This is a genomic window from Citrobacter youngae (genome assembly GCF_003818115.1).
Taxonomy (GTDB): domain Bacteria; phylum Pseudomonadota; class Gammaproteobacteria; order Enterobacterales; family Enterobacteriaceae; genus Citrobacter; species Citrobacter youngae.
The window spans coordinates 13,356-26,193 of sequence record NZ_RPOI01000005.1 but is presented as its reverse complement, the minus strand read 5'-3'; the positions used below and the strand labels follow the sequence as shown (position 1 = coordinate 26,193).

12 protein-coding genes are annotated in these 12,838 nt (G+C 54.5%); 2 read left to right on the top strand and 10 right to left on the bottom strand.

The annotated features are described in order from the left end of the window. Positions 1 to 9 precede the first annotated feature (9 nt). Positions 10 to 924, bottom strand: a complete 915-nt coding sequence (gene ldcA, locus EHN13_RS04045) for a muramoyltetrapeptide carboxypeptidase (RefSeq protein WP_124020937.1) — start codon at positions 922 to 924, stop codon at positions 10 to 12. Positions 925 to 1,022: 98 nt separating this feature from the next. On the opposite strand from ldcA, the gene emtA reads away from it, so the two are divergent. Beyond that, entirely contained in the window at positions 1,023 to 1,634 is a 612-nt protein-coding gene (emtA, locus tag EHN13_RS04040; RefSeq protein ID WP_048211429.1) for a membrane-bound lytic murein transglycosylase EmtA, read from the top strand. Between the two features lie 11 nt (positions 1,635 to 1,645). Here the strand turns inward: emtA and ycgR are convergent, their stop codons facing one another. Beyond that, positions 1,646 to 2,380 carry a flagellar brake protein YcgR gene (gene ycgR, locus EHN13_RS04035; RefSeq protein WP_048211430.1) on the bottom strand — a complete coding sequence of 245 codons (735 nt, stop codon included), beginning with the start codon at positions 2,378 to 2,380 and terminating at the stop codon, positions 1,646 to 1,648. 201 nt (positions 2,381 to 2,581) lie between these two features. Here ycgR and EHN13_RS04030 point away from each other — a divergent pair, with 201 nt between their 5' ends. Continuing rightward, positions 2,582 to 2,836 (top strand): GlsB/YeaQ/YmgE family stress response membrane protein, encoded by a 255-nt coding sequence (locus tag EHN13_RS04030; protein ID WP_048212573.1) that lies wholly within the window; start codon positions 2,582 to 2,584, stop codon positions 2,834 to 2,836. A gap of 41 nt (positions 2,837 to 2,877) precedes the next feature. Here the strand turns inward: EHN13_RS04030 and EHN13_RS04025 are convergent, their stop codons facing one another. The 8 genes from EHN13_RS04025 to dhaM all read right to left on the bottom strand — a co-directional run bounded on the left by EHN13_RS04025 (position 2,878) and on the right by dhaM (position 12,838). Continuing rightward, positions 2,878 to 4,848, bottom strand: coding sequence for a TonB-dependent receptor plug domain-containing protein (locus tag EHN13_RS04025; RefSeq protein WP_061068046.1), 1,971 nt, complete (start codon positions 4,846 to 4,848; stop codon positions 2,878 to 2,880). 23 nt (positions 4,849 to 4,871) lie between these two features. Beyond that, positions 4,872 to 5,729: a ModD protein gene (modD, locus tag EHN13_RS04020; RefSeq protein ID WP_124020936.1), complete on the bottom strand. Its 858-nt coding sequence runs from the start codon at positions 5,727 to 5,729 to the stop codon at positions 4,872 to 4,874. Further along, the gene (locus tag EHN13_RS04015) at positions 5,726 to 6,538 is read right to left on the bottom strand and encodes a class I SAM-dependent methyltransferase (RefSeq protein ID WP_124020935.1); all 813 of its coding nucleotides are present in this window, start codon (positions 6,536 to 6,538) and stop codon (positions 5,726 to 5,728) included. The genes modD and EHN13_RS04015 overlap by 4 nt, the downstream gene beginning before the upstream one ends. A gap of 9 nt (positions 6,539 to 6,547) precedes the next feature. Further along, positions 6,548 to 7,309, bottom strand: coding sequence for an ABC transporter ATP-binding protein (locus EHN13_RS04010; protein WP_124020934.1), 762 nt, complete (start codon positions 7,307 to 7,309; stop codon positions 6,548 to 6,550). Further along, positions 7,306 to 8,286, bottom strand: a complete 981-nt coding sequence (locus EHN13_RS04005; RefSeq protein WP_370529599.1) for a FecCD family ABC transporter permease — start codon at positions 8,284 to 8,286, stop codon at positions 7,306 to 7,308. Before EHN13_RS04005 ends, EHN13_RS04010 begins: the two co-directional genes overlap by 4 nt. Before the next feature lie 5 nt (positions 8,287 to 8,291). Next, the gene (locus EHN13_RS04000) at positions 8,292 to 9,314 is read right to left on the bottom strand and encodes an ABC transporter substrate-binding protein (protein ID WP_124020933.1); all 1,023 of its coding nucleotides are present in this window, start codon (positions 9,312 to 9,314) and stop codon (positions 8,292 to 8,294) included. Positions 9,315 to 9,522: 208 nt separating this feature from the next. Continuing rightward, on the bottom strand, positions 9,523 to 11,235 hold the full coding sequence (locus EHN13_RS03995; protein WP_124020932.1) for an alpha,alpha-trehalase: 1,713 nt from the start codon (positions 11,233 to 11,235) through the stop codon (positions 9,523 to 9,525). Positions 11,236 to 11,407: 172 nt separating this feature from the next. Then, positions 11,408 to 12,838: a dihydroxyacetone kinase phosphoryl donor subunit DhaM gene (dhaM, locus tag EHN13_RS03990; protein WP_124020931.1), complete on the bottom strand. Its 1,431-nt coding sequence runs from the start codon at positions 12,836 to 12,838 to the stop codon at positions 11,408 to 11,410.

Here is a 12,838-nt window from a genome sequence, read left to right as displayed (position 1 = left end):
AGGCTTTTTTTACGATTTAAGCACCGGATGACCGGAGATTGTGAGTTGACTGCCGTTTTTATCATTTTTCAGCACGGCTTTGGCCCCTAAAGGTAAGGTGACGGTGCGTTGTTCGTGGCCAAAATCGAGGCCGCCTAACAGTGGAACGGATAATCTGGCGCGCAGAAAATCACAAACTGAATCAAGACTGTAACCGGCATCATAATCATTAGGCGCACTGCCGCTAAAACTGCCGAGAATGATGGCGTTCTGGCGGGCGAGGATCCCAGCATGATAAAGTTGCAGCAGCATGCGCTCGATGCGAAACGGGTGCTCGTTGATGTCTTCCAGCACCAGAATACCGTTCTCAATGGCGGGCATCCACGGCGTTCCCATCAGCGAAATGAGCATTGCCAGATTGCCTCCCCACAGCGTGCCTTCAGTAGCGCAATCCGGGCCATGCCCTTGCCAGTCGAGGGTAAATTCGGCATTGCGCAAAGCCTGCCAAAAATGGTGCTCGGTAAAGGCGTTCATTTCCTCGGCACCGAAGTTAGCCGCCAGCATCGGGCCGCTGAAGCTAATCACATTACTCTGAGCCAGCAGACCACACTGAATGGCCGTGAAATCGCTGTGTCCACACAGCAGCAACGGGTTTTGTTGCTGACGAACGGCCAGCGCCTGCCAGTCAATATCTGCCAGCAAACGGCTCGCACCGTAGCCGCCGCGCACCGCCATCACAATAGTATCAGGCATTTTTAGCTCAACGAGTGAGTTCACATCCGCCAGACGCTCGGCTTCGGTACCGGCAAAACGCTGACAGCGGCGGGTAATGACGGCACTGTTATCGACCTGATGACCGGCCTCAGTAAGACGCGCAAGCCCACGTAATGCTGCCTGCTGGTTAATACAGTAGCCCGACGGGGCAATTAAGTGAAACCGGGACATGGCATTTCCTTGCTACAACTAAAACCAAATGTATATCATGCCGCGTAGGTATGTCGTTGTCACCTCAGCGACAGGTTCCGGCTATAAGGATAGATGACGTGAAATTGAGATGGTTTGCTTTTTTGGTTGTATTACTCGCGGGCTGTAGTTCAAAACAGGATTACAAAAATCCGCCATGGAATGCAGAAGTTCCGGTTAAACGCGCAATGCAATGGATGCCGATCAGTGAAAAAGCCGGTGCTGCCTGGGGCGTTAGCCCACAATTGATTACGGCGATTATCGCTATTGAATCAGGGGGTAACCCCAATGCAGTCAGTAAATCTAATGCCATCGGTCTGATGCAGCTTAAAGCCTCTACCTCCGGGCGGGATGTTTATCGTCGTATGGGATGGAGCGGTGAGCCGTCGACCAGTGAGCTGAAAAATCCAGAGCGCAATATCTCCATGGGGGCCGCATACCTGAGCATTCTGGAGACCGGTCCGCTGGCCGGGATCGAAGACCCACAGGTGATGCAATATGCGCTGGTGGTGTCATACGCGAACGGTGCCGGGGCGCTGCTGCGGACGTTCTCCTCTGACAGGAAAAAAGCCATCAGCAAAATCAACGATCTGAGTGCGGATGAGTTTTTCGAGCATGTTGTCGATAACCATCCAGCGCCGCAGGCTCCACGTTATATCTGGAAGCTTCAGCGAGCGCTGGATGCGATGTAACGCGTGTAATATTACTCGCGCACTTTATTCGATTTTTCCCGAGCCTCACGCTCAAGTGAAAAAATAATCCGCTGTAAATTCCGCTCCACCGCCGGGCCGACGTTGAGAAAACGAAAGCTCAGGCGGGGAGTGGTGATGGTCTCATTTTTTCCGTCGATCACTTTTCGCTCGGTAATCGAGATGAGCTGGGCATCAACGTGGTACACGCCCCATTGTTCCATATTCAGTTCAACCTGCGAGAAGCGCATGCCTTCGACCAGCCCCTCCGGTGCTGTCCCTTCTAATAGCGCGCCCATGCCGCCAAGAGATAAATCGAATAAGCGAAAATGCAGGAGACTGTTGTCCGGCATCTTCGCCTTGCAGTGATAGGGCGGGTGTAACGGCGCGCCGATGCGGAAGTATTCCCGACGCTGGACGAACCACAGCGAAGGTGGCAACGATGAGACAAAGGCTGGCAATCGCTGATACTCGCCTTTTGTCAATTGCGGGAGGGTAAACTCCACCTTGGCACCCTGCGTTTCAGCGATAATTGAGATCTGGCTGGCGCGTTGCACGGCCTGGTTTTCATATTCCTGACTGCCAAAATCCATGATCAATTCGTCCGGGCCGACAGCAAGAATTTTGCTGATGAACTGACCTCCTGACCAGGAGATACGCAGTGGAACCTGCTGTGAATTTAAGTCCCGGAGTACCCCTAATACGGCGAGCGGGTTTTGCTTCAGGAACTGCTCATTGTAGTTACTCACACCTAATGACTCCTGGATACCTGGCTTATCGTTGGGTTATCGGCATTGCGAGACGGAACTTAATACAAATGGATGAAATTTTTTACCCAAGCCAATGAATTAAGTCTGAGTGCAAACAGCAGGTAGCGATGGCTTGCCTATACTTAACGTGCTGGCGCAAGAATGTCTTGCGTATGCGTTCACTGGAAAGAGGGCCTGAAAATGGGAATTATTGCCTGGATTATTTTTGGTCTGATTGCGGGGGTTATCGCCAAGCTGATTATGCCGGGGCGTGATGGCGGCGGATTTATTCTGACCTGCATTCTCGGTATTGTCGGTGCTGTGGTCGGTGGGTGGCTGGCAACGATGTTCGGTATCGGCGGCGATGTCAGTGGGTTTAATCTCCACAGCTTCCTGGTGGCCGTGGTCGGCGCGATTGTGGTACTGGGTGTTTTCCGACTGGTACGACGAGATTAATCGAACGGCCCCTGCGGGGGCCGTTTCTCTGCGTAGTTTAGTCAGAACTGGTATTCAATCCCCGCCCAGTAATTACGCCCTTCTTCGATAAACCCTTCGCTGTAGACGTACTGTGTATCAAACAGGTTGTTGACCGAAGCGTTAACGCTAAAGCCATGTCCGATGGTGTAATCTGCCCGGAGGTGGGTAATGGCGAATCCGGTCGCTTTTTGTGAGCCATCAGAATTGCTATAGCTTGAAGAGCGGGCTTCTTCGGATAGCGTAATGCTGAGTGGGTCCCACGGTTTCAGCGTCATCCAGGCGGTGAGAGTTTGCGTCGGCAGATCGGTAATTTTACCGATGTCGCTGCGTTTAACGTCAGCATGGATAAGACCGTAGCTTAGCCCCACATCCAGCATGTCAAAGACCTTACCTTTGACGCCGGCATCCAGGCCGGTGTAATCCACCCGACCACTGTTTTGGTTCTGAATCGTGTCGGCATCAATATTGTGCGACAGAATCGCATCGGTAATGCGGTTGTAATACACGCTGGCTTCGAATCCCCAGTTTTGGGTGAACGAACCGTTCCACGTGAGATCGACGCTACGGGCGCGTTCCGGTTTTAGCTGCGGGTTGACCAGCGCTATCTGGTTATAAGCCGGTTTTGACGTGGTGTAGCGCTCTTTCAGTGTGGGGAAGCGCGTTCTGTCAGAGTAGGACAGCGCTAATGTGTCAGAATTTTCAAAGTGATATTTGGTCATTACCTGCCAGTTAAAGGCGGACTGATCGTTGTCATCATAATGGGTAACGCTGCCGTTTTTCTCGTGCTTCATCCCCTCTACGCTGTCACGCCAGTCGTAGCTGATACCCGCCACCACATCGACATTATCCGCAGCCGCCCACTGATATTCACTGGCAACAGACCAGGTGCGATCTTCGTAGCGGTCATAAGCGGCATTTGGAGCCCCTTTTTCGCGATGAACATCGTCTTTCCAGTTCACGGCGAAAGAGAGCAGGTCGTTCTCCCGCATATCAGCGGAAAGCTGCAAACCTGCGCCGTCGCTATAGTCAGAATAATGGCTGTAGCTGCCTTTCTTATTTTTCAGATCGGCAAGGGAATTGTACATCATCAGTGTATTTTCAAAGGTGTCGCGATACAGGCGGCTTTTCAATGTAAAGCGATCGCCCAAATGCGTGGTGCCCTGATAGTAATAACTTTCTTTATCATATTGCGGCCATTGCCAGTAACGTGATTTCTGGCTGCTGGTCCCGGCATATGGCGGGTTATCTTTTTCGCCGTCCTGATTAATGTAGGTCAGAACATACTCATCATCACCGCGTGGCGTGAACCCCAGTTTCACGATGCCGCGTTTATCATCGGCTGATGAGTTAATCATCTTGCCATTGCTGCCCGCTACCGGGTTATCAACACCATGAGGTAATCCGAGGAAATCCTGTTTTAGCTGGCTACCACTGAGCTGGATATATCCGAGATCGTTGCTGGCACCGAACGACGCGTGCATATCATGGGCATTGTCTTTGCTACGGCTCCAGCCCTGACGATAGCCCAGAGAGCCCTCAATCGGTTTGGTGGGCTTCTTGGTCGTGATGTTGATAGCGCCACCCATCTGGTTCGGCCCCTGTAGCAAGGATGAGTAGCCTTTAGAGACCTCGACAGAAGCGATATCGGATGTCAGAAAACGACCTAAATCAAGGTTGCCATCGTAGGGGATGTACACCGGAACACCGTCGAAAAAGACCGGGACCTGACGACTGTCAAAACCGCGGACCTTCACTTGCTGCTCGTTACGGTTACCGGATTTTTGCAGCACGACGCCGGGAACGACGCTTAGCGCCTGCGCCACGTTTTGTTTATCCAACTGCTGCATCGTTTCCTGGCCGAGAACCGTAGTGGTTGCGGCGGAGGCCGGACTAGACCAGACGGTCATGGTTTCGCTTTCCTGCCCAGCAAAAGCACCTTGCGCGAAAGCAAACGACAGGGCTGTGTAAAGACAACTTTTGTTAAAATTCATTATTTATAGTCCATTTATAAATGTTATACGCCGTGGGCGTCCGGGCTCAGGCTAACTTTGATATCCGCCGGTGGGGCGTAGTAAGGTGCGGAGGTGATAAAGAGTCTGATGCCACAGTCGAGATAACTCGCCAGTGAGGCGAGGGTAATGCCGCCAGTCAGCGCCAGCGTGCAATAGGGGGCCAGAGACGGTGCCAGGCGAGCGATGCCTGCTGCCTGCTCAGGGGTAAACTTATCGAGTTGCAGCACATCAGGGGCCGCATGTAGCGCGGCCAATGCCTCATCGGGGGTATCTGCTTCGACCACAATCTTTTTTTCTGGCGCATGGGCGCGTAGTTGCGCGATTGCCGCAGCCCAGTTGTTCGGATCGGCAAGAAAGCGGCGATGATTCGCAAAAAGCAGCACGGTTTCGGCGCTCCCGCCCCGGTGGATAATGCCTCCGGCAGCAAGGATCGCCTGGGTAGCCAGCATACGGGTGCCAGGGATAGTTTTGCGGGTGCAGGCAATCTGGCCATCAGGATAGCGCTGACGCAGGATGCTTAGCATATCGTCGAGATAGTGTGAGACACCGCAACTCCACTCCAGCACGTTCTGTACCGCTTTCCAGCCCTGGTGTAGTGCCGCCGCGTTACCGTGCGCGCGCAGAAGTAACTGTCCGGTACGCGCCCGTTCGCCATCGGGCACAAGGTCGGTAACGGTCAAACCCAGTGATGTCAGCATTTGTCTGGCAACAGTCGTTCCGCTTACGCACCCGCCCTGGCGGTGATAAAAACCCATACTTCCTGGCTGTGCGCCGATACCCAACGCGCGGGTTGTTAAATCGCCGCCCTGAATATCCTCCAGCAGCAGCGCATCGACTTGCGCCTGTGAGAAGTAGATCATTGCAGCGCCTCCCGCGGTACGCTGTCCCACCAGATAAGCGCCCAGTCGCGACTGGCGGGAGCGATGGTGCCGGGGTCCTGCTGATGGTACCAGTGCTCCAGACGCTCAATTTCGTCGGTGCTCAGTTCTCCCATGCTCCAGCGCACGTTCTCCAGAAAACGTGTCCAGGTGCTGTTGTCCTGCTGACAGTTTGGTCCACGGATAAAATCAACATGTGCGTGAATGCCCATCTGATACAAAACATTCAGTGCATAGATATAGTTGGGAAGCTCAATCACCTCGCGCCCCAGCGCGCGCTGAATCGTGGGCGATACAAATGAGGAACTGACGAGATGGGTGGTGTAAACCCGCAGCCGTGCCTGATTATTCAGTTTGGTCATAGCCTGACGCATATCGGCAACCAGCGTTGAACGTGAGGCGACGGCAATATCACACTGGGGCAAGTCGTCCCAGTGCGCTTCCCATGCGCGCTGCACCCACTGTACGTGGCGCGCGCCCATCTGCCCGGCACGGCGAGCGGCAACGCTCAGCATTCCCTGGCTGTAGTCTACGCCGTAAACGATCGGTATTTTTTTGGCCAGCGCCAGCGCAACCGTTCCGGGGCCGCAACCCATATCAAACAGTGATTCAACACCTTTCAGGTCAATCTTGCTCAATAACTGGAGCAGGTAGTTGTCGGTTAATGAGGCGCAATTTTCTGCCATTTTTTCCGCGCGCTTGTCCCAGTGTTCTGGTTTTTTCTCGGTTCGCTTCGCCTGAAGTAACTGTTTGCGGTACAGGTCAGCAAAATCAATGTCGTCAATGAGCATCGTGATTCCTTAATCGTGTGAGCCAAAGAGGTGATGGGCTATTTGTGAGGGCGTGACCCGATACAGCGTGGCCAGACGTTCAGCAGCCAGTTGGTGTTCAGGCCCCCCCTGTGACACCAGACCATCTGGCTCGACGCGTACCACGCTGTCGGCAATGGCCCGTGCATGCAACGGATGGTGGGTCGACATCAGCAGCGCCATGCCCGAATTTTTCAGCGTGACCAGGGTGTCGAGCAGTCGGATCTGGTGACCAAAATCGAGGCTGGAAGCAGGTTCATCCAGCAGTAAAAGACGTGGACGCTGTGCCAGCGCACGGGCAATCAACACCAGTTGACGTTCGCCACCGCTCAGGGTGTTCCAGCGCCGGGGCGCGAGATGCGGGATTGCCAGCACGTCCAGTTGTTCAAGGGCGATGTCGCGTTCTTTGCCTCCGGGAACGGCAAATGCCGCCATTTGCGGGGCCAGTCCCATCATCACCATGTCCAGCGTCGTGAAGGCAAACGCACCGTCATGTGCCTGAGGAACCCAGGCGATGGCGGCGGCGCGTTCCCGGTCGCTGAGATGATTCACCGCGATACCATCAAGCGTAATCTGGCCAGCAAGCGGTTGAAGAACGCCAAGAATGGTACGCATCAGCGTGGTTTTCCCACTGCCATTGGCGCCAATCAGGCAACAAATTGACCCTGGCGCGACGCTAAACGAGACATCGCGTAATACTGGGTGCCGGGAATGGTAGCCGAGAGATGCATGTTGTACGCTCAGCAGCGTCATTGTCGGCCTCCCCGGAGCAGAAGTAACAGGAAGAAGGGGGCACCAATAAACGCGGTCAGGATCCCCAGCGGGATTTCCGTGCTGCTCAGAGTGCGGGCAAGGGTATCTGTCAGCAGCAGTAAAATAGCGCCGATCCCCATTGAAACAGGCAGTAGCCGTTGGTGGTTGTTCCCACAAAGCAGTCTGCCAATGTGTGGCACCACCAGCCCAATCCAGCCAATAATTCCGGCAATCGCCACAGTACAGGCGGTGATAAGCGTGGCGCAGATAATCAGCCAGAGCCGTAGCCGGGAAACGTTGATGCCCAGAGAACGGGCTTCATCATCCGAGAGGGTGAGTAAATTCATACGCCAGCGTAGCAGCAACAGCGGCACCAAACCGGCCACGATCAGCGGTGCGGACAACCACAGGTCATGGGCGGTGATGGTCGACAGACCACCGAGTAGCCAGAAGGTAATCGACGGTAGCTGGGTATACGGGTCAGCCAGCGTTTTGATGAGCGAAATCCCTGCGCCGCACACCGTACCCAGCGCAATGCCGACCAGTACAAGGGTGAGTACCGGATCGTGGCGTTTTACCCGCTGGGTGATGAGCCACACGCCCGCCACCACGAACAGGCCGCCGACAAACGCATACAGTTGAATAAACAGGATCGGTAAACCGAGCAGGATGGCGGTACAGGCCCCTAAACCCGCCCCGGCTGCCACGCCGAGAATATCCGGCGACACCAGTGGGTTACGGAACATACCCTGATAAGTGGTCCCTGCGCCCGCCAGTGCCGCGCCCAGCAGCAATGCAGCCAGAATGCGTGGCAATCGAATCTGCCAGAAGACGATTTTGTCCTGGGGCGGCACGCCTGGATGGTCAGCAATGAGGTTCATCACCTGCTGGGCATCCAGGCGATATGCACCTGAAACCGTTGCGACGATGACACACACGGCAATGGCTGCGATCATCAGAGCACTCAGCGTAGTCATTCTCATCAGGGTGTCACCAGCTTTTGAAACTGTGCATCGCTTAATGAGGTGTGCCAGAACAATTCTGCGTAGCGCTGCATATCGGTCTTAAAGTGGGTTTCAATTTTGGGGTCAAGCCAGGCGTGCAGGCGACGTAATCCCAGCAACCGGTTGATGCCCGGCGGGGCGTCCAGCCAGCCAAACGGCAGTCCGCTGAGAAACAGAATTCGTTGCTCAGCAACGGCTTTAACCCCTTGCCAGACGGGATCTTCTCGCAGGTACTGTGCGGTGACTGCATCCTGAACCAGAATAATATCGGGCTGCCAGCTCAACAGATTTTCCATGGATACCTGGGTCAATCCATGTCGTCCCGGGATTTGCGCGACATTGTGTAATCCCAGTAACTCTGGTGCTTCGGTATGCAGTGAACCCTGTAAACCGGTTTCCAGTCCTCTGGCACCGCGTGCGGCATAAAAGCGCAGTTTTGCTGCGGGGGAGTGCGAAAACGCATCTGCGTCATCAATAAATCGACGGGCAAGTGCGGCCTGTGCCGAGGCCCGTGTTGCGGTACCCAGCGCAGCCCCTGCGGCTTGCAGTTGTGCCGGGGTTTGTCGGAGCTCGCCGTTAATAAGCAGCCACGGAACGCGCGTTTGCGCGTTGACCTGCCGGGCTTGAGAAAGCCAGGTTTCATCAGCATTGCCGCAGTCAACCACCAGATCGGGTTTCAGCGCTAACAAGGCCTCCAGTGACAGGGTGCTGGCGCGTCCTGCCAGTCTTCCCAATTTCGGTAACGCCAAAATGTCATGATGGAATGGCACTGCGGCCTGGTGAGAAAAATCAAATGATGAAAATCCCACCAGTTTTTCCGGTGCGACAGCCAGCAATAGCATATCAGCAGGTGCTCCGGCGCTGACGACGCGCTGGATTGCCTCGGGTGACGGCGGTGAACCGACAGCAACGGTAAGCGGTGTTTGGGCAAGGGCCGGAAAATGGCGTAACAGCAGCGCAGATGCCACGAGCTGGGCAAACATCCTTCTTGTCAGTGGCATTATGTTGGTCCTGAACAGTGATAAAATCGATATATATTTACATATACAGCGAATAAAAACATGTTCAGAATCAATTTCACACGGATGAAAACAGGGGCTACCCCATAAGGGCTAGATGCAATGGATACACCTGAAATGGAGATACATGGCACCAAAAAATCCGCGACATGGCGCGGATTTAGAGGAAACTGAAGACACCAGAAGAAGATTAGGACGTCGGTTGAGTCTGCTTTTTGGCCTCGGAAGGCGTGTTACTGGCGGGGGCGGGGCGCGTTGCCGGTACGCTGTCGCAGGGTTTATCTTTAGCGCATATCAGATCGAGCATTTTTAACGTTACGCCGTTGGTCCAGCCGAAACCATCCTGTAGCGGGTATTCGCCACCGCCGCCGCCGGTTCCTGTGCTGCTCACGTCATACTTCTCAACCAATTTTTTCTCACGATCGTATGTGTGCTGCACATTGGTGAGGAATCGCCAGGTGACATCCATAGCGACATCATTTTGGCCATAGTTCTGTAATCCCGAGGCGGCGACCCACTGTAACGGCGCCCAGCCGTTGGGAGCATCCCACTGCTGGCCGCTTTTCACCGACGTGGTTGCAAGGCCGCCAGGTTGCAACAGATGCGCCTGAGTTGCTGCGGCCACCTTGCCGGCGCGATCTTTTGCCGCCGCATTCACAAATAAAGGGAACAGCGCGGCGGCAGTTAACTGATTACGGACTTTGTGGCTCTTCAGATCATAGTCGGCATACCAGCCTTCTTTGTCATTCCACAACCAGGTTTCAATGCCTTTTTGGCGGGCATTGGCAAAGCCCTCGTACTGCGCTGCTTTGGCATCGTCACCTGCGGCTTTGCTGGCGAGAGCGATCATTTTCTCCATCTTGTATAACAAGGCATTGAGATCGACAGGCACAATGCTGGTGGTGCGCAGGGTACTTAGCTGGTTGGAGTTATCCATCCAGCGTGAACTAAAGTCCCAGCCGGATGCGGCGGCTGAGCGCAGGTCGCGATAAATTTCAGTGGCAGGGCGGTTCGGATTGCTTTTCGCGGTGGCAATATCCTCAACCCAGGATTCAGGTCTTGGCGTATCCCGGTCATCCCAGTAGCGGTTTAAAAGGGTGCCATCAGCCAGTTTGACCACACGTTTATGCTGTTGACCGGGCTGAAGTGTTTCGCCTCCTTCCATCCAGTAGCTGTACTCTCTTTGCATCTGTGGAAGGTATTTTTTCAGCGCGTCGTTACCGTCATGCTGCGCCAGCAGTTCAACCATAAAGGCAAAGAACGGTGGCTGTGAACGGCTCAGGTAGTAGCTTCGGTTGCCGTTAGGAATGTGCCCCCACGAATCAATCTCATACGCGAAGTTGGCTACCATATCAGAGATCTTGTCCCAGCGATTGCTCTCGGCAAGCCCCAGCATGGTAAAATAGCTATCCCAGTAATAAATTTCACGAAAACGCCCGCCCGGCACGACATAGGGTTCTGGTAGCGGCAGCAGAGAGTCCCATTTTTCGACATCGGTTGTTGAGCGAGTGAGTACCGGCCACAGTCCGTCAATATGCTCGCGGAGTGATTGCCCGGCCGGGGGCACGTATTTCTCACCCTCTTTTGGCAACGTAAAATTCACTTCCACAAAATGGCGTAAATCAAAGCCGGACTGATTTTTCTGCATCCGATAATCGGCAAGGATCATTAGCGGATCGCTATTGGGCACTGCGTCGGCAAAGGTTTTCTGATCGGGAAATAGCTTTGCTGTCTGTACATCATTGAACAGCGGGCCAAGCAGAATGTCAGGGGGAGAAGGCGTAGCGGCAGGTGAATCCTCAGCGTGCGCAGTAAAAGAGGCCAGAGCAAAAAAGGTGCTTGCGAGCGTCAGTTTTATCGCCACTGAGAGCAGGCCAGGATGGCGAATTGCGGGTGTTATCATCGGTTAATCTCCTTAGCGGCGTGCCGAAGTTGCGGCATCTACCATGAGAAAACCTTAGTTCAGGATCGACCGTTGCGCGTGATCGGCCCCCCATTTTGCGATTAAACAGACATTTCCTGTCGGGGGGAGTGAAATAGCCCACCTTTTACAGATAAAGGGTGGGCTGTGGGTATCAGCCAGCGAGGATCACCCGATTTGCTATACCGTCCAGAGTCAGAGCGTCACCCATCTTGATAGCATCGAGGGTTGCGCCTTGTTGGCATACCCAGCACAAACCCATCTCGCGGGCGATAATCGCCGAGTGGGAGGCTTCGCTACCGGCTCGCAGGCAGATCCCTTTGATCGTGAGCGGGTCGAGTTGCAGCACGGTAGACGGATAGATGACATCGGCGACCAGAATGGTAGGTCGAATAAACGCGGGGATATGGGCACTTTCGCCGGTTAAATGTTGCAGCGTACGGGACAGCAAATCCTCAATATCAATGTATCGCGCCTGTAAATAAGGATCGTCGAGTTGCAGATACTGCTGACTCAGATCGCGCAGTACGTTATGCCAGGCATATGCTGCGCTACACTGTTCTTCGCGCATCAAATCACAGGCCATATCGAAAAGCTCAGGATCGTCGAGCAGCGTGTGATGACCAGAGAAAATGGCGGCGATATCAGCGGAATACTTCTCCTCTGCCAGCGCGGTTAAATCACTCAGGTCGTCGAGTGTGCGTTGAATGGCCGCTTTTAGCCGCTGCTGCTCGTCCTGCACATCCGCGGTGGGGCGATGGGTGACTTGCGGTGAGAACGGCGTATAGCAAAATGCCGTACCCGTTACCAGCGCTGGCACCGGTACTGCGATGCTTTCAGCGCGTGCTTCTTCGACGGACTCGCCAAAATTCTCAGCCGCCAGCTGTGTAAACGCAGCCAGCGCCGCGTCTGCCTGTTCACCTTTAGCAATCAGACGCAGCGTGTCATTACAGCGCACCTGCAGCAGTGCTATCTGATTCAGGCTGTCAGGGACGACGCATTTGCCGTTTTTTTCCAGCCACATGTCGGCATTAAAGCCAGACAATGTGGAGACCAGCCGCGATGCCGGGCGAACATGTATACCGTTGGGGTTTCTTACGGTCACGGCAACCGAACGAGCATCGGCGTCGGGTGACAATTCAGCGGGTGCTGTCTTCGCAACAGACGACGAAGGTAAACCCAGTTGCTCACGCTTGGCGTCAAGGGCATTCATGGCATCATTGATGACCCGATCGATATCAGCGCCCGCCGCAGCACTGACGGTTGCCGCCAGCGTACCTTCAACCAGCGGGGCAGCGCACAGACGCACCTTGGCGGCGATTGCCGGATCGAGCAGATCCAACGCTGTTTCCGCACTCAGTAACGCGCTGCCAATATCCATCATCACCAGCACGTGATCAGTGTCTGCCACTGACTCAATGGCCTCCATCACTTTGATGGGGTCGGTGCCAATGGGGTTCTCAGGATCGTCAATGCCTGCGGCAATAGCGAGTTTACAACCATCAACCATTAACATCTGTCGGGCTAACGCACCGACGCCTTCGCCCAGTTGGGCGCTGTGAGACACAATAACCAGGTTTACCAT

What these genes read in the sequence shown, in the direction of transcription:
- ldcA (WP_124020937.1), bottom strand. Translation starts at nt 924, where the DNA reads ATGTCCCGGTTTCACTTAATTGCCCCGTCGGGCTACTGTATTAACCAG.
- EHN13_RS04030 (WP_048212573.1), top strand. Translation starts at nt 2,582, where the DNA reads ATGGGAATTATTGCCTGGATTATTTTTGGTCTGATTGCGGGGGTTATC.
- EHN13_RS04025 (WP_061068046.1), bottom strand. Translation starts at nt 4,848, where the DNA reads ATGAATTTTAACAAAAGTTGTCTTTACACAGCCCTGTCGTTTGCTTTC.
- modD (WP_124020936.1), bottom strand. Translation starts at nt 5,729, where the DNA reads ATGATCTACTTCTCACAGGCGCAAGTCGATGCGCTGCTGCTGGAGGAT.
- EHN13_RS04015 (WP_124020935.1), bottom strand. Translation starts at nt 6,538, where the DNA reads ATGCTCATTGACGACATTGATTTTGCTGACCTGTACCGCAAACAGTTA.
- EHN13_RS04010 (WP_124020934.1), bottom strand. Translation starts at nt 7,309, where the DNA reads ATGACGCTGCTGAGCGTACAACATGCATCTCTCGGCTACCATTCCCGG.
- EHN13_RS04005 (WP_370529599.1), bottom strand. Translation starts at nt 8,286, where the DNA reads ATGACTACGCTGAGTGCTCTGATGATCGCAGCCATTGCCGTGTGTGTC.
- EHN13_RS04000 (WP_124020933.1), bottom strand. Translation starts at nt 9,314, where the DNA reads ATGCCACTGACAAGAAGGATGTTTGCCCAGCTCGTGGCATCTGCGCTG.
- EHN13_RS03995 (WP_124020932.1), bottom strand. Translation starts at nt 11,235, where the DNA reads ATGATAACACCCGCAATTCGCCATCCTGGCCTGCTCTCAGTGGCGATA.
- dhaM (WP_124020931.1), bottom strand. Translation starts at nt 12,838, where the DNA reads ATGGTAAACCTGGTTATTGTGTCTCACAGCGCCCAACTGGGCGAAGGC.